Below are 18,016 nucleotides of genomic sequence, written 5' to 3' on the forward strand. Positions count from 1 at the left end.
CGCTAAGAATGGCCACCGTCGCTCAGCGCCGCGGGGTTGTACCCGCGGCGTTCGTGTCCCAAACACGGCGTCCGTGTCCCGGACCGGTGGGCGACGTCCGTTCTTCGAGAGGTCCCCGTCTCCATGTCCAGGCACCGCACCTTCGGCCATAGTCCGCTGACCCGCACCCACAAGCTCTCGGTGGCGGGTGTCGCCGCGCTCGGCGCCGCCGCTCTCGCGGCCACGCTGGTTCCGGGCCACGACACGCAGGCCTCGGCGAAGGACGAGACCGTGGCCGCCGCCCCGGTCGCCTTCACCACGAACGCCGGCGCCCAGCAGATCAAGTCCGTGCAGGCCGGTGTCGCCCACCAGCAGGCCAGCGCCGACGCGCAGGCCAAGGCCGCCGCGAAGAAGGCCGCCGAGGACAAGGCGAAGGCCGACGCCGCCGCGAAGGCCAAGGCGGACGCCGAGGCGAAGGCGAAGAAGGAGCGCGAGGCGAAGGCCGCCGCGAGCCGGTCCGCGCAGCGCACCGCCACGGTGACCCAGGCGTCGGCCCCGACGTACGCCAACAACCTCGACGGCTGGATCCGTCAGTCGCTGGACATCATGAAGTCCAAGGGCATCCCGGGCAGCTACGACGGCCTGTACCGCAACATCATGCGGGAGTCGACGGGCAACCCGAACGCCGTCAACGGCTACGACGTCAACGCGCAGAACGGCACGCCGTCGATCGGCCTGCTCCAGGTCATCCAGCCGACGTTCTCCGCCTACCACGTGTCCGGCACGTCGGCGAACATCTACGACCCGGTCGCCAACATCACGGCCGCCGCGAACTACGCGGCCGACAAGTACGGCTCGATCGACAACGTGAACAGCGCGTACTGAGACCCGTTGCCGGGACCTCCGGGTCCGGAACACGCTGACCCCCACGGCAGAGAAGGGCGGCACCCCCACGAGGGTGCCGCCCTTCTCTGTCGTTCACGCCGCGGTCACTTGCGCATGACCTCGGGCTCGTGGCGGCGCAGCAGGCGGGCCACCGCGAACCCGCAGATGATGCCGAGGACGATCAGGACGGTGAGGTCGATGCCCCACTGGCCGACCGAGTGCTCCCACAGCGGGTCGAGGTTGTTCGGGTTGTTCTCGTCCCAGGGCGGCATGACGTGCCCCAGGTCGAGCGTGGCGCCGGCGGCACCGACCGCCCAGCGCGACGGCATCAGCCAGGCGAACTGCTCCAGGCCGATGGAACCGTAGATCTGGAACAGCACGCCGGTGAAGACGACCTGCACGATGGCGAACATGACGAGCAGCGGCATCGTCTTCTCGGAGGTCTTCACCAGCGAGGAGATGACCAGGCCGAACATCATCGAGGTGAAGCCGAGGGCGATGATCGAGACGGTCAGCTCGATCGCCGGCGGCATCAGCAGCCCCTCCTTGGGCAGCTCGCGTGGGGTGAAGGCGATGGCGCAGATGATGACGCCCTGGATGGCCGTGATGACGCCGAGGACGATCACCTTGGACATCAGGTACGCCGAGCGGGACAGGCCGGTCGCCCGTTCCCGTTCGTAGATGACGCGTTCCTTGATCAGTTCGCGGACCGAGTTGGCCGCGGCCGAGAAGCACATGCCGACCGCGACGATGAGCATGATGGTGCCCGCGTCGCTGTTGAACTTCTTCGGCGGCTTGGCCGGGCCGAGCCCGAAGTCGGCCGGGATGACCACGGAGACGACGCCGAGGACCGCGGGCAGGATCACCATGAGACCCATGAAGCCCTTGTCGGACGCGATGACCGACACATAGCGGCGGATCAGCGTGATCAGCTGGGCGCCCCAGGGCTGCGGCTTGGGCGGCCTGACGGCCGCGGGCGGCGGCATCTGCACGGACTGCGGGGCGACGGCGTCGATGTCGGCGGCGTACATCTGGTAGTGCTGCGAGCCCTTCCAGCGGCCCGCCCAGTCGTAGTCGCGGTAGTTCTCGAAGGCGGAGAAGACATCGGCCCATGTGTCGTAGCCGAAGAAGTTGAGGGCTTCCTCGGGCGGGCCGAAGTACGCGACCGCGCCGCCCGGCGCCATCACGAGGAGCTTGTCGCACAGCGCCAGTTCGGCCACCGAGTGGGTGACGACCAGGACCGTACGGCCGTCGTCGGACAGGCCGCGCAGCAGCTGCATGACGTCGCGGTCCATGCCCGGGTCGAGGCCCGACGTGGGCTCGTCCAGGAAGATCAGCGACGGCTTGGTGAGCAGTTCCAGGGCCACGGAGACACGCTTGCGCTGGCCGCCGGAGAGGGAGGTGACCTTCTTCTCCTTGTGGATGTCCAGCTTCAGCTCGCGCAGCACCTCGTCGATGCGCTGCTGGCGCTCCTGCTCGCTGGTGTCCGCGGGGAAGCGCAGCTTGGCGGCGTACTTGAGCGCCTTCTTGACGGTCAGCTCCTTGTGCAGGATGTCGTCCTGCGGGACCAGACCGATGCGCTGACGCAGTTCGGCGAACTGCTTGTAGAGGTTGCGGTTGTCGTAGAGGACGTCGCCCCGGTCGGCCGGGCGGTAGCCGGTGAGCGCCTTCAGGAGCGTCGACTTGCCGGATCCGGACGGGCCGATGACGGCTATCAGGGACTTCTCGGGGACGCCGAAGGAGACGTCCTTGAGGATCTGCTTGCCGCCGTCGACGGTGACGGTCAGGTGGCGCGCCGAGAAGGAGACGTCACCGGTGTCGACGAACTCCTCCAGGCGGTCGCCGACGAGGCGGAACGTGGAGTGGCCGACGCCGACGATGTCGTTCGGGCCGAGCAGGGCGGTGCCGCTCTTGGGGATCGGCTGGCCGTTGACGTACGTGCCGTTGTGCGAGCCGAGGTCGTGGATCTCGAAGCGGCCGTCGGGCATCGCGTGGAACTCGGCGTGGTGGCGCGAGACCTGGAGGTCGGAGACGACCAGCTCGTTCTCCAGCGCGCGGCCGATGCGCATCACGCGGCCGAGGGACAGCTGGTGGAAGGTGGTGGGGCTGCGGTCGCCGTAGACCGGCGGGGCCCCCGCGACTCCGCCGGGTCCCTGCTGCTGCGGTACCTGCTGCATCGGAGGCTGCGGCCACTGCTGTGGCTGGGCCTGCTGCTGTTGCTGTGGAGGTGCCTGCTGCGGCTTCTGCTGTGGCCAGGCGGGCTGCTGGTACTGCTGGGGCGACGGCTGCTGAGCGAGGCCCGCGGCCTGCTGCTGCGCTTGGTGCGCCTGATGCGCCTGGTGCGGTGCGGCCTGCGCGGCCTGTCCGCCTTGTCCGCTCGGTGCGGCCTGACCGGCCTGCCCGGCCTGTGCCGGGACGGCGGCGGCCCGGGCGCTGCCCTGCACGTTCAGGCGCGGCCCGTCCGTGGAGTTGCCCAGGTGCACCGAGGAGCCGGGCCCGATCTCCATCTGATGGATCCGCTGGGCCTGTACGAAGGTGCCGTTGGTCGAGCTGTGGTCCTCGATGACCCAACTGCGGCCGCCCCAGCTGATCGTGGCGTGCCGCCAGGACACCCGTGCGTCGTCCAGCACGATGTCACCCCCCGGATCGCGCCCGAGGGTGTACGACCGGGACGGATCGAGCGTCCAGGTCCTGCCATTCAGTTCCAGTACGAGTTCAGGCACTCCATGCCCCACTGAGTTGTCCCCCGAGTTTTCCCCCGACATGGGAAGTCTAGGGATGTCGAACATCGTGAGGAACTATTTCAGGAACGCCCGCGCGGCCGGAAGTTGGGCATCGCACGAAGGGTGGTGAAGCCCTCCGCGCGCCTCCCGCGGAGCGCCGGTGGCCGCCCCGTTGACGGGGTGCGGCCGACACCCGGAGAGTGGTGGTTGCCCACAGGGCGATGCCCTAAGGATCGGGGGGTCCTGATGGAGAGCGGCCGGCAGGGGACACGGAGCGGCGCTGCGCCCGCCGTGCGGTGGGGCGATGTGCTGTTGTCCGCCATAGCGGCGGTGAGCTGGGCGTTCATCGGGATGACGGGCGTCGCGGCGCTCGGGCTCCATCTGCTGGGCGCGGACGCGTCGGGCTCGCTGGGACCCATGACGGCCGCGGTGGTGGCGATCGGTGTCGGCGGTCGGGTGACACCGTCCGGCGACGTCTCGGCGTTCGGTCTGGACGGTGCGCAGGCCCACACCTCGATCGACATCACGCCGCTGGGCGTGGGGCTGGTGGGGGCGCTGTTGCTGAGTTGGTTCTTCCTGCGGTCCCTGCGGACGGCGGGAGTTGAGATCTCGCCGGGCGAACTGCTCGCGCGCGTGGGTGCGGTGGTGCTGTTGTTCGTGGCGTTGCTGGGCGGGCTCGCCTGGGTGGGTCACGACATCATCACGATTGACGGTTCGAAGCTGGGGCTGAAGGACATTCCGGGCGCGGGCGGTCTGCCGGGCGGTATCGCGGACAAGCTTCCCGGCGGCATCGGGGACGCGCTGCCGGACCGGCTCGGCGATCTGGTGAAGGCCGAGGCGAAGGTCGGCTTCACCGTGCAGACCGGGGCGACGCTGCTCGGCGGCGCCGCGTTCGTGGCCGGGGTGCTGCTGATCGCGCTGCTCGCGTCCCGCCGTACGCCGTTGCCGCCCGGCCTGGGCGCGGTCCACCGGGTGGTGCGGCCCGCCGCGTCGGCGCTGGTGACCGTGCTCCTCGTGGCGGTCCTCGCGGGTCTCGCCGCGGCGGTGTACGCGATGATCGGGGACGACCATCCCCGGCGGATCGCGGGCGCCGCCCTGCTGGGGGCGCCCAACGGGGTGTGGATCGGTGTCCCCCTCGGCCTGTTCGTGCCGTGGGACGGCAGCGCGACGGGTGCGCTGACCAAGGTGCTGCCGCACCCGCTGGACGATCTGCTGCGGGTGTCGTCGGACCGGCCGCTGACGCTGGGCCGGCTCGCCGAACTCGACAGCAGGGTCTGGCTGCTGGCCCTCGCCATGGCGCTGATGATGCTGTTCGCCGGGGTGCTCGCGGCGGTGCGGTCGCCGGTGGTCGGGGCTCCCTGGGGCTTCGCCGGGCGCTGCGCGCTGCGGCTCGGGATCGTCACGGCGCTCACGCTGCCGCTCCTGGTGTGGCTGACGGACGTCTCGGCGGACGCCTCCCTGTCGGTACTGGGCTTCGACGCGTTCGGCGCGGGCCTCGACCTGCACGGCCGTCTCGGCATGGCGCTGCTGCTCGGGGCGGCGTGGGGGGCGGGCGCGGGGGCGCTCGGGGCGCTGCTCGCGTGCGCGGCCCGGGCGGCGGGCAGCCGGGTGGCGCCGCTGGCCGCTGGGACGGCGGCGGCGCCGGAGCGGCCCGGCGAGCCGACGGGCCCGTACCGGCCGAGCAGCCCGTACCGCCCGGCCAACCCGGACACGAACCCGTACCTGAAGAACCCCTTCGACCGGCGCGCCGGGGACGGTGTGGACGCCGCTCCGACGGTGGCGAGCCCGACGGTCAGGCCCGAGCCGCGCCCCCGCGACCAGGCCCCCGGCCGGCCGGCCCCTCCCCCACCGCCTCTCCCACCGGGCCCGACCAGGGACCGACGGCGCCCACCGGATCGGCCCGGGGCCTGAGCGACCGGGGCCCGGCAGCCCGGCGGCGGCTGAACGGCGGAGCGCAGAGCGTGTCCGGCACTCGGACCACCCCCGCGGCCTCGCGCGGGGGCCCGATACCGTAAGGGCATCATGAGCGCTTCGCAGCCCCAGCACCTCGCTGATGCCCCGACCGACACCCCGACCGTGCCGGCCGACGTCCCGACTCTCCTCGTCAAGATCTTCGGCAAGGACCGGCCCGGCATCACCGCCGGGCTCTTCGACACCCTCGCCGCCTACTCCGTGGACGTCGTCGACATCGAGCAGGTCGTCACCCGGGGGCGCATCGTGCTGTGCGCCCTGGTGACCGAACCGCCGGCCGGTCTCGCAGGAGACCTGCGGGCCACCGTCCACAGCTGGGCGGAGTCCATGAAGATGCAGGCCGAGATCATCTCCGGCATCGGTGACAACCGGCCGCGCGGCCTCGGTCGCTCCCTGGTCACCGTGCTCGGGCACCCGCTCACCGCGGAGTCGACCGCCGCGATCGCCGCGTCGATCACCGACACCGGCGGCAACATCGACCGTATCTTCCGGCTCGCCAAGTACCCCGTCACCGCCGTCGAGTTCGCGGTCTCCGGCACGGAGACGGAGGAGCTGCGGACGGCGCTCGCCATAGAGGCCGCGAAGCAGGGCGTGGACGTGGCGGTCGTCGCGGCCGGGCTGCACCGGCGCGCGCAGCGGCTCGTCGTGATGGACGTCGACTCGACGCTGATCCAGGACGAGGTCATCGAGCTGTTCGCGGCGCACGCGGGCTGCGAGGACAAGGTCGCCGAGGTGACGGCGGCGGCGATGCGCGGCGAGCTGGACTTCGAACAGTCGCTGCACGCGCGCGTGGCGCTGCTCGAAGGGCTCGACGTGTCGGTCGTCGACAAGGTCAGGAGCGAGGTGCGGCTCACGCCCGGCGCCCGCACACTGATCCGCACGCTCAAGCGTCTCGGCTATCAAGTGGGCGTGGTGTCGGGCGGGTTCACGCAGGTCACGGATGATCTGCGGGAGCGGCTCGGGCTGGACTTCGCGCACGCCAACACGCTGGAGATCGTCGACGGGAAGCTGACCGGCCGGGTCACCGGCGAGATCGTGGACCGGGCGGGCAAGGCGCGGCTGCTGCGCCGGTTCGCCGAGGCCGCCGGGGTGCCGCTCGCGCAGACCGTGGCGATCGGCGACGGCGCCAACGATCTGGACATGCTGAACGCGGCGGGGCTCGGCGTCGCCTTCAACGCCAAGCCGGTGGTGCGCGAGGCGGCGCACACCGCGGTGAACGTGCCGTTCCTCGACACGGTCCTCTATCTGCTCGGCATCTCGCGCGAAGAGGTCGAGGCGGCGGACGCGCAGGGCGCGTAGCGCTCGTACGACGGACAGAGGGGGCCCAGCATCGTGCCGGGCCCCCTTCGCGTCGGCGCGAGGAGTTACTCGCTCGGCGCCCAGTAGTCGACGAGTGTGGCCGTGCCGGGCTCCAGGCCCTTCCAGGGGCCGGAGTAGGTGAGCACACAGAAGGCGGCGGTCGGGAAGCCGCGCCGGTCGAGCCGCTCGCGCGCGTCGCCCTCGGCGTCCGCGGTGAGGATCTCGCTGAGGGCCTGCACACCGGGGTTGTGGCCGATCAGCACGATGTTGTTCACGTCGTCCGGCGTCTCGTTCAGCACGGCGATCAGCTCGCCCGGCGACGCTTCGTAGATCCGCTCCTCGTACACGGTCCTGGGCCGGTCGGGCAGCTCGGCGACGGCGAGCTTCCAGGTCTCGCGGGTGCGGGCGGCGGTCGAGCAGAGGGCCAGGTCGAAGGTGACTCCCGAGTCGGCCAGCTTGCGGCCGGCGACCGGGGCGTCCCTGCGGCCCCGCTCCGCCAGCGGCCGCTCGTGGTCGGAGACCTGGGGCCAGTCCGCCTTGGCATGCCGGAAAAGGACAATCCTGCGGGGTTCTGCGACGCTCATGGGTCCCAGCTTCGCACGAAACCGGGCACGGGGCGCAGGGAGTTGACGGGCTCGCCCGGCAGGAGTGAACAGGCCCGGTCAGGCCCTACGGACGCAGCAGGTCCTTGGCGCGGGACAGGAGGTGGGCGAGGGACGGATCGCCCGCCGCGGCCTGTCCGTCGGCCGGGTTGAGGATCAGCAGGAGCAGCGTCACGAAGGCGATGGCCGGCAGGACGACGGCCCACCAGGGCAGCCGGATGTCGACGCCGCCCGTGGCTGCCGGGTGGGACCGGGTGTGCGAGGGGGCCGACATGAATGCCTCCGGGATCCGTGACGCCGTGCGACGTGGCTGGTCGCGTACGTCTTCCGCGTCTGATGTGCCGCCGTCTCCCGGCGACACTTCGACGGTACGGATCCCGGGGCCCCGGGCCCATCCGGTGATCCACCCACTCGACCCTGACCCTGGCCCCCTAGGGGATGGTGGAGTTAACCCCACCCCCGGGCCGCCGGGTCACGCGGTCACGCGGTCACGGTGAGGCGATGGTCGCGACGACGGCGACGATCACGGTGACGGCCAGCATCAGGCCCAGGACGGCGAGGAGCTTCTTCTGGCCGTTCTGCGGATTGGGTTCGAGCACAGGCGACATGCGGCAAGTGTCGCACCCGTCCCCGACCGTCAGGACGCGGGGGCCAGTTCGTCCTCCACGGTGCGGTTGCGGCCCGCGAAGACGCCGATCACGATCTGCGGCACCATCAGCGCGGCCATGAGCGCGATCGGCACGCCCCAGCCGCCGCTGTGCTGGTAGAGGACGCCGACGAGCAGCGGTCCCGGGATCGAGATCAGGTAGCCGGTGGACTGGGCGAACGCGGAGAGCTTGGCGACGCCGGCGCCGGTGCGGGCGCGCATGCCGACCATGGTGAGGGCGAGCGGGAAGGCGCAGTTGGAGATGCCGAGCAGGATCGCCCAGGCCCACGCGCCGGAGGCGGGGGCGAGGTAGAGGCCCGCGTATCCGGCCAGGCCGCACACGCCGAGGGCGATCACCATCGGGCCCTGGCTGGGCAGCCGGGCGGCGACGCGCGGGATGACGAAGCCGAGCGGCACGCCCATCACCATCGTCACGGCGAGCAACACGCCGGCCGTCGAGGCGGAGACCCCGGCGTCGCGGAAGATCTGCGCCATCCAGCCCATCGTGATGTACGCGGCCGTGGCCTGGAGCCCGAAGAAGACGGCGAGCGCCCAGGCGGTGCGGCTGCGGGTGATGCGCAGTCCGTCCTCCGCCGGGCGGCCGGCCCGGGCGGCCGGGGCGGGATCCACCGGGCCGCGCTCGCGCACGAGGGGGATCCAGGCCAGCAGGGCGACGGCGCCGAGCGCGGCCCACACGGCAAGACCGGTCTGCCAGCTGCCGCCCAGGCCGTCGGTCAGCGGCACGGTCGCGGCGGCGGCGAGGGAGGTGCCGGCGGCGAGCGCCATCGAGTAGAGGCCCGTCATGGAGCCGACGCGGTCGGGGAACCAGCGCTTGACGATGACCGGCATCAGGACGTTGCTGACCGCGATGCCCATGAGCGCGAGGGCGCTGGCGACCAGGAAGCCGACGGTGTTGCCGGCGTACGGGCGGATGATCAGGCCCGCGGTGATCGCGGCCATGCCGAAGCAGACGACCGCGCTCGCGCCGAACCGCTTGGCGAACCGCGGTGCCATCACGCCGAAGACGGCGAAGCAGAGCGGCGGTACGGAGGTGAGCAGTCCGGCGACGCTGCCGCTCATGCCGAGCCCGTCGCGGACCTCTTCGAGGAGGGCGCCGAGGCTGGTGATGGCGGGCCGCAGGTTCAGGGCGGCGAGAACGATGCCGACGGTGAGGAGGCGGATCGCCCACGCGCGCGGGGCGGCGCCTTCGTCCTTGTCCGTCAGCGCGTCGCGGGGTATCGGGGAATCGGTGCTCGGCGGCGCCAACGTCGGGGTGTCCTCACTAGCCATGAGACCCATCTTAGAATCATGGGATGATTGACTGTCCAATCGGTTCCGTCGGTTGTTCCGTCGGTTCGCTACTGTTCGCAGTCCGTCCGCACGAAGGAACGCCATGCCGCTGACCTCTCCCAGGCGCTCGGCCCTCTCCGAGCAGGTCATCTCCGCCCTGCGCGCCCAGATCTCCTCGGGCGAGTGGCCGGTGGGTTCCCGGATCCCGACGGAGCCGGAGCTCGTGGAGCAGCTGGGCGTGGCGCGGAACACGGTGCGGGAGGCGGTGCGCGCCCTCGCGCACAACGGTCTCCTCGACATCCGGCAGGGCTCGGGCACGTACGTCGTGGCGACGAGCGAGCTGGCCGGGGTGATGCAGCGCCGGTTCGCGGAGGCCGATCCGCGGCACATCGCCGAGCTGCGCTCCACGCTGGAGTCCAGCGCGGCGAAGCTGGCCGCGGTGCGGCGCACGGAGCGTGACGTGAAGCAGCTGGACGCGCTGCTCGTACGCCGTGAGGAGGCGTGGGAGTCGGGCGACACGGAGGCGTTCGTGACGGCGGACGCGACCTTCCACATGGCCGTGGTGGCGGCGTCCCACAACGACGTGATGACGGCGATGTACGCGGACCTCGGCGAGGTGCTGCGGGACTGGCTGCGCGAGGACGTGGGCGAGCGGCTGACCGCGGAGAACCACATGGACCACGCGGGGCTCGTCGACGCGATCCGGGACGGGAACGCGGAGGCCGCGGCGACGGAGGCGGCGGGTTATCCGTTCCTGTGCCGCCCGGGGCGGCTCACCGGCCTGCCCTCCGGTGGCTGACCCACACGTCCCGCACCTTCTTCCAGCACCGTCCGTCGAGCCGCACCGTCTCGGCGGGGCCCACCTCCCGCGGCGCAGAGTCGGTGTCGATGTCCCACCACGGGGCGCACTCGATGTGCAGGGCGACGGCGTCGACGCCCGGGTAGGGGTTGTGGCAGAGGGCGCGTACGCGTGAGCCGTCGATCTCGGTGCGGCACTGCGCACCGAAGAGTTCACGCTCGGGTCTGCCGGGTTTTTCGTCGGACGCGGCGTCGTACGGGAGTACGGCGATCAGGAGTACGACGGCGAGGGCCGGGGCTATGCGTCGGGGCAGGCGCACAAAGAGACCTCCTCGCACCCAGGGTGCGGGGAGGTCTCTCGGGTGCGCCCGGCCGGTGGGCCGAACGGGGTACGTCAGGCGCCGATGGCGTGCAGGCCGCCGTCCACGTGGACGATCTCGCCCGTGGTCTTCGGGAACCAGTCCGACAGCAGGGCCACGATGGCCTTGCCGGCCGGCTCCGGGTCGTCCAGCTTCCACTCCAGCGGGGAGCGCGAGTCCCACACGGCGGCGAGGTCGCTGAAGCCCGGGATGGACTTGGCGGCCATGGAGCCGAGCGGGCCGGCCGAGACCAGGTTGCTGCGGATGTCGTGCTTGCCGAGGTCGCGCGCCATGTAGCGGCTGGTGGCCTCCAGGGCGGCCTTGGCCGGGCCCATCCAGTCGTACTGCGGCCAGGCGAACTGGGCGTCGAAGGTCAGGCCCACGACGGAACCGCCCTCGGTCATCAGCGGCAGCAGCGCCATCGTCAGCGACTTCAGGGAGAAGGCGGAGACGTGCATGGCGGTGGCCACGGACTCGAACGGCGTGTTCAGGAAGTTGCCGCCGAGCGCGTCCTGCGGCGCGAAGCCGATGGAGTGCACGACGCCGTCGAGACGGTCGCCCAGGTGCTCGCGGACCTGGCCCTCCAGGCGGGCGAGGTGCTCGTCGTTCGAGACGTCGAGCTCCAGGACCTTGACCTTGTCGGGCTGGGGCAGCTTCTTGGCGATGCGCTCGGTCAGCGTCGGCCGCGGCCAGGCGGTGAGGATGATCTCCGCGCCCTGCTCCTGCGCCAGCTTCGCGGCGTGGAAGGCGATGGAGGACTCCATCAGCACACCGGTGATGAGGATCCGCTTGCCCTCGAGGATTCCGCCAGTACTAGTCATCGTTCTCAGTGACCCATGCCCAATCCGCCGTCAACCGGGATGACGGCTCCAGTGATGTACGAGGCGTCGTCGGAGGTCAGGAACTTCACCACTCCGGCGATCTCCTCGACCTGCGCGTACCGGCCGAGCGGCACCTGCGACACGATGCCGGCGCGCTGCTCGTCGGTCAGGGCCTGGGTCATGTCGGTGTCGACGAAACCCGGGGCGACGACGTTGAAGGTGATGTTGCGCGACCCCAGCTCACGGGCGAGGGAGCGCGCGAAACCGACCAGACCCGCCTTCGAGGCGGCGTAGTTCGCCTGCCCCGCGGAGCCGAGCAGACCGACGACGGAGGAGATCAGCACGACGCGGCCCTTCTTGGCGCGCAGCATGCCGCGGTTGGCACGCTTCACGACGCGGAAGGTGCCGGTGAGGTTGGTGTCGAGGACGGACGTGAAGTCCTCCTCGGACATGCGCATGAGGAGCTGGTCCTTGGTGACGCCGGCGTTGGCGACGAGCACCTCGACGTTGCCGTGCTTCTCCTCGATCTCCTTGTAGGCCTGCTCCACCTGCTCGGTGTCGGTGATGTCGCACTTGACGGCGAGCGCACCGGCGTCGAGGAGCTCCCGGGGCGGCTCGCCCGAGCGGTAGGTGAAGGCGACCTTGTCGCCTGCCTCGACGAAGGCACGGGCGATGGCGAGGCCGATGCCCCGGTTTCCTCCGGTGACGAGAACCGAGCGGCTCAACGGATCACCCTTTCGATAGCGGTGGTGGTCTTCGAAACCTATCGGTACGACCCTCGGTACGGAGAATCGACCACCGACAGTGGCGTACGCGACTCACTGTCGAGTCCCTACAGAAAGCTCTGGCCGCGCACCCCTGTCCCACGACATGATCAGAGCCGCCTGTGGCGACGACTTGCGACGAACAGGGAGGCCTTGTGCCCCATACGATCGATGAAGCCTTCACGGCGCTGCCGCTGCGGGCCCTGGCCGACGCGGCCCTCGCCCGCGCCCGTGCCCTGGGCGCCGAGCACGCGGATTTCCGCTTCGAGCGGGTGCGCGGCGCCGAGGTGCGGCTGCGGGACGCCCGGCCGGCCGGGTCCTCCGACACCACCGACCTCGGGTACGCGGTGCGGGTGGTGCACGGCGGTACGTGGGGCTTCGCGTCCGGCGTCGACCTGACGATGGACGCCGCGGCGAAGGTCGCCTCGCAGGCCGTGGCGATGGCCAAGCTGAGCGCTCAGGTGCTGAAGGCGGCGGGCTCCGACGAGCGCGTCGAACTGGCCGCCGAGCCGGTCCATGCCGAGAAGACCTGGATCTCCTCGTACGAGATCGATCCCTTCTCGGTGCCCGAGGAGGAGCGGGCCGGGCTGCTCGCCGACTGGAGCGCGCGGCTGCTCGCGGCCGACGGGGTCAGCCACGTCGACGCCTCGCTCCTGGCCGTCCACGAGAACAAGTTCTACGCGGACACGGCCGGAACCGTGACGACCCAGCAGCGGGTCCGGCTGCACCCGCAGCTGACCGCGGTCGCCGTGGACGACTCCAGCGGCGAGTTCGACTCGATGCGCACCCTCGCGCCGCCGGTCGGCCGGGGCTGGGAGTACCTGACGGGGACGGGCTGGGACTGGGAGCGCGAGCTGGCCGAGCTGCCCGGGCTGCTCGCCGAGAAGATGCGCGCGCCGAGTGTGCGGGCGGGCAGTTACGACCTGGTCGTGGACCCGTCGAACCTGTGGCTGACCATCCACGAGTCGATCGGGCACGCCACCGAGCTGGACCGGGCGCTGGGCTACGAGGCGGCGTACGCGGGCACCTCCTTCGCCACGTTCGACCAGCTCGGGAAGCTCAAGTACGGCTCCGAGATCATGAACGTGACGGGTGACAGGACCGCCGAGCACGGGCTCGCCACGATCGGCTACGACGACGAGGGCGTGGCCGGGCAGTCCTGGGACCTGGTGAAGGACGGGACGCTGGTCGGGTACCAGCTCGACCGCAGGATCGCCCGGCTCACGGGGTTCGAGCGGTCCAACGGGTGCGCGTACGCCGACTCCCCCGGCCACGTGCCCGTACAGCGGATGGCGAACGTGTCGCTCCAGCCCGACCCGGGCGGCCTGTCGACCGAGGACCTGATCTCCGGCGTGGACAACGGCCTGTACCTGGTCGGCGACCGGTCCTGGTCGATCGACATGCAGCGGTACAACTTCCAGTTCACCGCGCAGCGGGCGTACGCGATCCGCGGCGGGCGGCTGGCCGGGCAGGTGCGGGACTTCGCCTACCAGGCGACGACGACCGATTTCTGGGGCTCCATGGCGGCGGTCGGCGGCCCGCAGACCTACGTCCTGGGCGGCGCCTTCAACTGCGGAAAGGCCCAGCCCGGCCAGGTCGCGGCGGTCTCGCACGGCTGTCCCAGCGCGCTGTTCAAGGGCGTCAACATTCTGAACACCACGCAGGAGGCGGGTCGATGAGCCCTCGTAGCAGCAAGCCCCACGAGACCGTCGAGCGCGCCCTGGAGCTGTCGCGGGCCGACAGCTGCGTCGTCATCGCCGACGAGACGTCGACCGCCAATCTGCGCTGGGCGGGCAACGCGCTGACGACGAACGGGGTGACGCGCGGGCGCACGCTCACCGTCATCGCGACGGTCGACGGCAAGGAGGGCACGGCGACCGGTGTCGTGTCCCGGTCCGCGGTGACCGCCGACGATCTCGAACCGCTGGTCCGCGCCGCCGAGGAGGCCGCCGCCAAGGCCGGCCCCGCCGAGGACGCCCAGCCCCTGGTCGGCGACGTGCCGCGGTCCTCGGACTTCACGGAGGCCCCGGCCGCGACCTCGTCGGCGGTGTTCACGGAGTTCGCGCCCGCGCTCGGCGAGGCGTTCGCGCGGGCCAGGGCGGGCGGGCGCGAGCTGTACGGCTTCGCCAACCACGAGCTGACCTCCAGCTACCTCGGTACGTCGACGGGCCTGCGGCTGCGGCACGACCAGCCGAACGGGACGCTGGAGCTGAACGCCAAGTCGCCGGACCGTCGGCGCTCGGCGTGGTCGGGACGCTCCACACGGGACTTCAAGGACGTCGACCCGGCCGCGATGGACGCCGAGCTGGCCACCCGTCTCGGCTGGGCCGAGCGGCGGATCGACCTGCCCGCGGGCCGCTACGAGACGCTGCTGCCGCCCACCGCGGTCGCCGACCTGCTGATCTATCTGCTGTGGTCGGCGGGCGCGCGGGACGCCGCCGAGGGCAGGACGGTGTTCAGCAGGCCGGGTGGCGGCACCCGGGTCGGCGACCGGCTCAGCGAGCTGCCGCTGACGCTGCGCAGCGACCCGTACGCGCCGGGCCTGGAGTGCGCGCCGTTCGTGCTGGCCCACACCTCGGGGGACGCCGCGTCCGTCTTCGACAACGGGCTGCCGGTCGCCGCCACGGAGTGGATCTCCGGCGGGGAGCTGCGGCATCTGACGACGACGCGGCACAGCGCCGCGCTGACCGGGTTGCCGGTCGCGCCCGCCGGGGACAACCTGATCCTCGACGGCGGCTCGGGCAGATCGCTGGAGGAGATGGTGGCCGCCACGGAGCGCGGACTGCTGCTCACCTGCCTGTGGTACATCCGCGAGGTCGATCCGGCGACGCTGCTGCTGACCGGGCTGACCCGCGACGGCGTGTACCTGGTGGAGAACGGCGAGGTCGTGGGCGAGGTGAACAACTTCCGGTTCAACGAGTCGCCGGTCGACCTGCTGCGGCGGGCCACCGAGGCCGGGCGCACGGAAAAGACGCTGCCGCGCGAGTGGGGCGACTGGTTCACTAGGGCTGCGATGCCGGCCCTGCGGGTGCCGGACTTCAACATGAGCTCGGTCAGCCAGGGCGTCTGAGCGCCTTCGGATCGCCCATAGACTGGTCGGGCCCCAACAGAACTGTTCAAGGAGACCCGGAACCGTGACGGACATCGTCGACGAGCTGAAGTGGCGCGGGCTGTGGGCCCAGTCCACTGACGAGGACGCACTGCGCAAGGCGCTCGCGGACGGTCCGATCACGTTCTATTGCGGTTTCGACCCGACCGCGGCCTCCCTGCACGTCGGCCACCTGGTGCAGGTGCTGACGATGCGCCGCCTCCAGCAGGCGGGCCTGCGCCCGCTGGCGCTGGTCGGCGGCGCCACGGGCCAGATCGGCGACCCGCGCCCGACGGCGGAGCGCACGCTGAACGACCCGGAGACGATCGCCCAGTGGGTGACCCGGCTGCGCTCGCAGATCGAGCCCTTCCTCGACTTCGAGGGCGAGAACGCGGCGACGATGGTGAACAACCTGGACTGGACCGCGGGCATGTCCGCGATCGAGTTCCTGCGCGACATCGGCAAGCACTTCCGGGTCAACAAGATGCTGACCAAGGACTCCGTGGCCCGCCGCCTGGAGTCGCAGGAGGGCATCAGCTACACGGAGTTCAGCTACCAGCTGCTCCAGGGCATGGACTTCCTGGAGCTGTACCGGCGCTACGGCTGCACGCTCCAGCAGGGCGGCTCCGACCAGTGGGGCAACCTCACGGCCGGGCTCGACCTGATCCACCGCCTGGAGCCGGAGGCGACGGCGCACTGCATCGCGACGCCGCTGATGGTGAAGGCCGACGGCACCAAGTTCGGCAAGACCGAGGGCGGCGCCGTCTGGCTCGACCCCGAGATGACGACGCCGTACGCGTTCTACCAGTTCTGGCTGAACGTGGACGACCGGGACATCTCGACGTACATGCGGATCCTGTCCTTCCAGTCCCGCGAGGAGCTGGAGGCGCTGGAGGCGCAGACCGCGGAGCGCCCGCAGGCCCGCGCCGCGCAGCGCGCGCTGGCCGAGGAGCTGACGACGCTGGTGCACGGCGCCGACCAGACGGCCGCCGTGATCGCCGCGTCGAAGGCGCTGTTCGGCCAGGGTGACGGCGATCTGGCGGACCTCGACGAGGCGACGCTCGCGGCCGCCCTGTCGGAGCTGCCGAAGGCCGAGGTCTCCGAGCTGGGCCCGGTCGTCGACCTGTTCGCCGAGGTCGGTCTCGTGGCCAGCAAGTCCGCCGCGCGGCGGACCGTGAAGGAGGGCGGGGCCTACGTGAACAACGTCAAGGTCGCCGCCGAGGACCACGTACCGGGCACCGGGGATCTGCTGCACGGTCGCTGGCTGGTCCTGCGCCGCGGCAAGAAGAACCTCGCGGCCGTCGAGGTCAAGGGCGCCTAGGGCCTGCCCGTACACCGAGGGCGCTGTCGCTTCCGCCGGGCGGAAGGGACAGCGCCCTCGGTCGTGCCGCCGGCGCGGAGCGCTAGGTCCGCTTCTTGTTGCCCCGCAACGACGTCCACGCCATGTCGCCCACCGCGACGACCACGACGGCGCCGATCAGCTGGAGCAGATGGCGGATCCAGTCGATGCCCTTGGTGTCGTTGACGCCGAGGCCCGTGGCCGCCCAGTTGCCGAGAACGCTGCCGATGATGCCGAAGACCGTCGTCAGCCACAGCGGGATCTGCTGCTTGCCCGGCAGGATCGCCTTCGCGATCAGGCCCAGCACCAGACCCACGATGATCGCCCACAACCAACTCATGACATCGCCTCCTCAAGCGGCGCGGAGTGCGCGGCCTGCGCCACTCACGTGCGATCAGTCTCCGGCCGTACTCCGTACGGCGCATGTCGGGGCACCCCATACGTGGTACGGCGCAGGTGGCACGCCCAGGTCAGGGCCGCCCCGGTCTCGTAGCCGACGCAGCCCCGGCGTAACGTGGTTGCGGTCCGGTCCGGGGAGAGTCCGGCGAGCTGGCGGGTGGTGGAATGTGATGCGGAAGCGCAGCGACAACGGCGGAGCACAGGTTTTCCGGATCACCGGAGCACGGCAGGGGCTCGCCGAGGACGTGCGCGGGCGGCAACGCCGGTACGTCATCTCGATGGGGATCCGCACCCTCGCGGTGATCGCCACCGCGGTGCTGTGGGACATCGAGCGGCCCGTCGCCATCGTGACCCTGGTGCTCGGCGCCTTCCTTCCCTACGTGGCCGTGGTCATCGCCAACGCGGGCCGGGAGAACGCGCCGAACCTGCCGTCGACCTTCGTGCCGGCACCCACGCGTCCGATGATCGCGCCGACGCCTGCGGCGGGTCCCGCGGAATCCGTCCCGGAGGACCGGGTGTAGCCGTCGGCGCCCTCCGGCACCCGTACCGGCCCGCACCGGCCTGCGGTACGACTGGTCGATAAAGCTCAAGAAAAGCTCAGATCAATCATGTGGTTCCGGTGCCGGGTACGGGGTCGCGCGTGACATACTGCGTACGCGCTCCGCATCCCCCGTCGGAGCGACGGACCGACGCCGGGCAGCTCCCCCCGTGGCTGCTCGGCGTCGCCTTTTCTCCGGTGTTTTCCAGGGGATTTTCCGGGCCGTTTAAGGTTGAGCCGTGAATCTCACGAACCTGTCCGGACCGACTCCGCCGTCCCCCACGACCCCCCAGTGCTCGGCCAAGGGCTGCCGTGCCGACGCGGTGTGGGTGCTGGCGTGGAACAACCCGAAGCTGCACACGCCCGAGCGCCGCAAGACCTGGCTCGCCTGTGACGAGCACCGCGAGTCCCTCTCCCAGTTCCTCGGCGTGCGCGGGTTCCTGAAGGACGTCGTGACGCTCGCCGAGTGGGAGTCCGCCGAGCGGCAGGACTGACTCGCCGGTCAGCGGGCGGTG

18 protein-coding genes are annotated in these 18,016 nt (G+C 71.1%); 9 read left to right on the forward strand and 9 right to left on the reverse strand.

The genetic code is table 11. The features are described from left to right. Positions 1-123 precede the first annotated feature (123 nt). Entirely contained in the window at positions 124-864 is a 741-nt protein-coding gene (locus ABII15_RS08840; protein WP_353941722.1) for a transglycosylase SLT domain-containing protein, read from the forward strand. A gap of 104 nt (positions 865-968) precedes the next feature. Here the strand turns inward: ABII15_RS08840 and ABII15_RS08845 are convergent, their stop codons facing one another. After that, entirely contained in the window at positions 969-3,629 is a 2,661-nt protein-coding gene (locus tag ABII15_RS08845) for an FHA domain-containing protein (RefSeq protein ID WP_353941723.1), read from the reverse strand. Between the two features lie 204 nt (positions 3,630-3,833). On the opposite strand from ABII15_RS08845, the gene ABII15_RS08850 reads away from it, so the two are divergent. Both ABII15_RS08850 and serB read left to right on the forward strand, forming a co-directional pair. Continuing rightward, positions 3,834-5,498, forward strand: a complete 1,665-nt coding sequence (locus ABII15_RS08850) for a streptophobe family protein (RefSeq protein WP_353941724.1) — start codon at positions 3,834-3,836, stop codon at positions 5,496-5,498. Positions 5,499-5,609: 111 nt separating this feature from the next. Beyond that, positions 5,610-6,857, forward strand: a complete 1,248-nt coding sequence (gene serB, locus ABII15_RS08855; protein ID WP_353941725.1) for a phosphoserine phosphatase SerB — start codon at positions 5,610-5,612, stop codon at positions 6,855-6,857. Between the two features lie 65 nt (positions 6,858-6,922). Here serB and ABII15_RS08860 read toward each other — a convergent pair whose 3' ends face one another. From ABII15_RS08860 to ABII15_RS08875, 4 genes are all read right to left on the reverse strand, one after another. Then, positions 6,923-7,441: a histidine phosphatase family protein gene (locus tag ABII15_RS08860; RefSeq protein ID WP_353941726.1), complete on the reverse strand. Its 519-nt coding sequence runs from the start codon at positions 7,439-7,441 to the stop codon at positions 6,923-6,925. Positions 7,442-7,526: 85 nt separating this feature from the next. Beyond that, entirely contained in the window at positions 7,527-7,733 is a 207-nt protein-coding gene (locus ABII15_RS08865) for a hypothetical protein (protein WP_353941727.1), read from the reverse strand. A gap of 214 nt (positions 7,734-7,947) precedes the next feature. Beyond that, positions 7,948-8,067: an SGM_5486 family transporter-associated protein gene (locus ABII15_RS08870; protein WP_351458658.1), complete on the reverse strand. Its 120-nt coding sequence runs from the start codon at positions 8,065-8,067 to the stop codon at positions 7,948-7,950. 29 nt (positions 8,068-8,096) lie between these two features. Then, positions 8,097-9,395, reverse strand: coding sequence for a CynX/NimT family MFS transporter (locus ABII15_RS08875; RefSeq protein WP_353941728.1), 1,299 nt, complete (start codon positions 9,393-9,395; stop codon positions 8,097-8,099). A 103-nt stretch (positions 9,396-9,498) separates the two neighbouring features. Between ABII15_RS08875 and ABII15_RS08880 the strand changes: the two genes are divergently transcribed. Further along, positions 9,499-10,194, forward strand: a complete 696-nt coding sequence (locus ABII15_RS08880) for a FadR/GntR family transcriptional regulator (protein WP_353941729.1) — start codon at positions 9,499-9,501, stop codon at positions 10,192-10,194. Here the strand turns inward: ABII15_RS08880 and ABII15_RS08885 are convergent. The 3 genes from ABII15_RS08885 to fabG form a co-directional block, all read right to left on the reverse strand. After that, positions 10,169-10,513, reverse strand: coding sequence for a hypothetical protein (locus ABII15_RS08885; protein ID WP_353941730.1), 345 nt, complete (start codon positions 10,511-10,513; stop codon positions 10,169-10,171). The genes ABII15_RS08880 and ABII15_RS08885 overlap by 26 nt on opposite strands. Before the next feature lie 74 nt (positions 10,514-10,587). Then, positions 10,588-11,373 carry an enoyl-ACP reductase FabI gene (gene fabI, locus ABII15_RS08890; protein WP_111667048.1) on the reverse strand — a complete coding sequence of 262 codons (786 nt, stop codon included), beginning with the start codon at positions 11,371-11,373 and terminating at the stop codon, positions 10,588-10,590. A gap of 5 nt (positions 11,374-11,378) precedes the next feature. Continuing rightward, a complete protein-coding gene (fabG, locus tag ABII15_RS08895; protein ID WP_353941731.1) occupies positions 11,379-12,098 on the reverse strand; it encodes a 3-oxoacyl-[acyl-carrier-protein] reductase in 720 nt (239 codons plus the stop codon). Between the two features lie 194 nt (positions 12,099-12,292). Here fabG and ABII15_RS08900 point away from each other — a divergent pair, with 194 nt between their 5' ends. The 3 genes from ABII15_RS08900 (at position 12,293) to tyrS (ending at position 16,546) form a co-directional block, all read left to right on the forward strand. Then, on the forward strand, positions 12,293-13,816 hold the full coding sequence (locus ABII15_RS08900; protein WP_353941732.1) for a TldD/PmbA family protein: 1,524 nt from the start codon (positions 12,293-12,295) through the stop codon (positions 13,814-13,816). Continuing rightward, positions 13,813-15,207: a metallopeptidase TldD-related protein gene (locus ABII15_RS08905; protein ID WP_353941733.1), complete on the forward strand. Its 1,395-nt coding sequence runs from the start codon at positions 13,813-13,815 to the stop codon at positions 15,205-15,207. Before ABII15_RS08900 ends, ABII15_RS08905 begins: the two co-directional genes overlap by 4 nt. A 64-nt stretch (positions 15,208-15,271) precedes the next feature. Next, positions 15,272-16,546, forward strand: coding sequence for a tyrosine--tRNA ligase (tyrS, locus tag ABII15_RS08910; protein ID WP_353941734.1), 1,275 nt, complete (start codon positions 15,272-15,274; stop codon positions 16,544-16,546). Positions 16,547-16,628: 82 nt separating this feature from the next. Here tyrS and ABII15_RS08915 read toward each other — a convergent pair whose 3' ends face one another. After that, a complete protein-coding gene (locus ABII15_RS08915; protein ID WP_353941735.1) occupies positions 16,629-16,904 on the reverse strand; it encodes a GlsB/YeaQ/YmgE family stress response membrane protein in 276 nt (91 codons plus the stop codon). 229 nt (positions 16,905-17,133) lie between these two features. Here ABII15_RS08915 and ABII15_RS08920 point away from each other — a divergent pair, with 229 nt between their 5' ends. Then, positions 17,134-17,484, forward strand: a complete 351-nt coding sequence (locus tag ABII15_RS08920; protein WP_353941736.1) for a DUF3099 domain-containing protein — start codon at positions 17,134-17,136, stop codon at positions 17,482-17,484. Between the two features lie 256 nt (positions 17,485-17,740). Beyond that, on the forward strand, positions 17,741-17,995 hold the full coding sequence (locus ABII15_RS08925; protein ID WP_353941737.1) for a hypothetical protein: 255 nt from the start codon (positions 17,741-17,743) through the stop codon (positions 17,993-17,995). The last annotated feature ends 21 nt before the right edge of the window (positions 17,996-18,016 follow it).

Source organism: Streptomyces sp. HUAS MG91, assembly GCF_040529335.1.
Classification (GTDB): Bacteria; Actinomycetota; Actinomycetes; order Streptomycetales; family Streptomycetaceae; genus Streptomyces; species Streptomyces tabacisoli.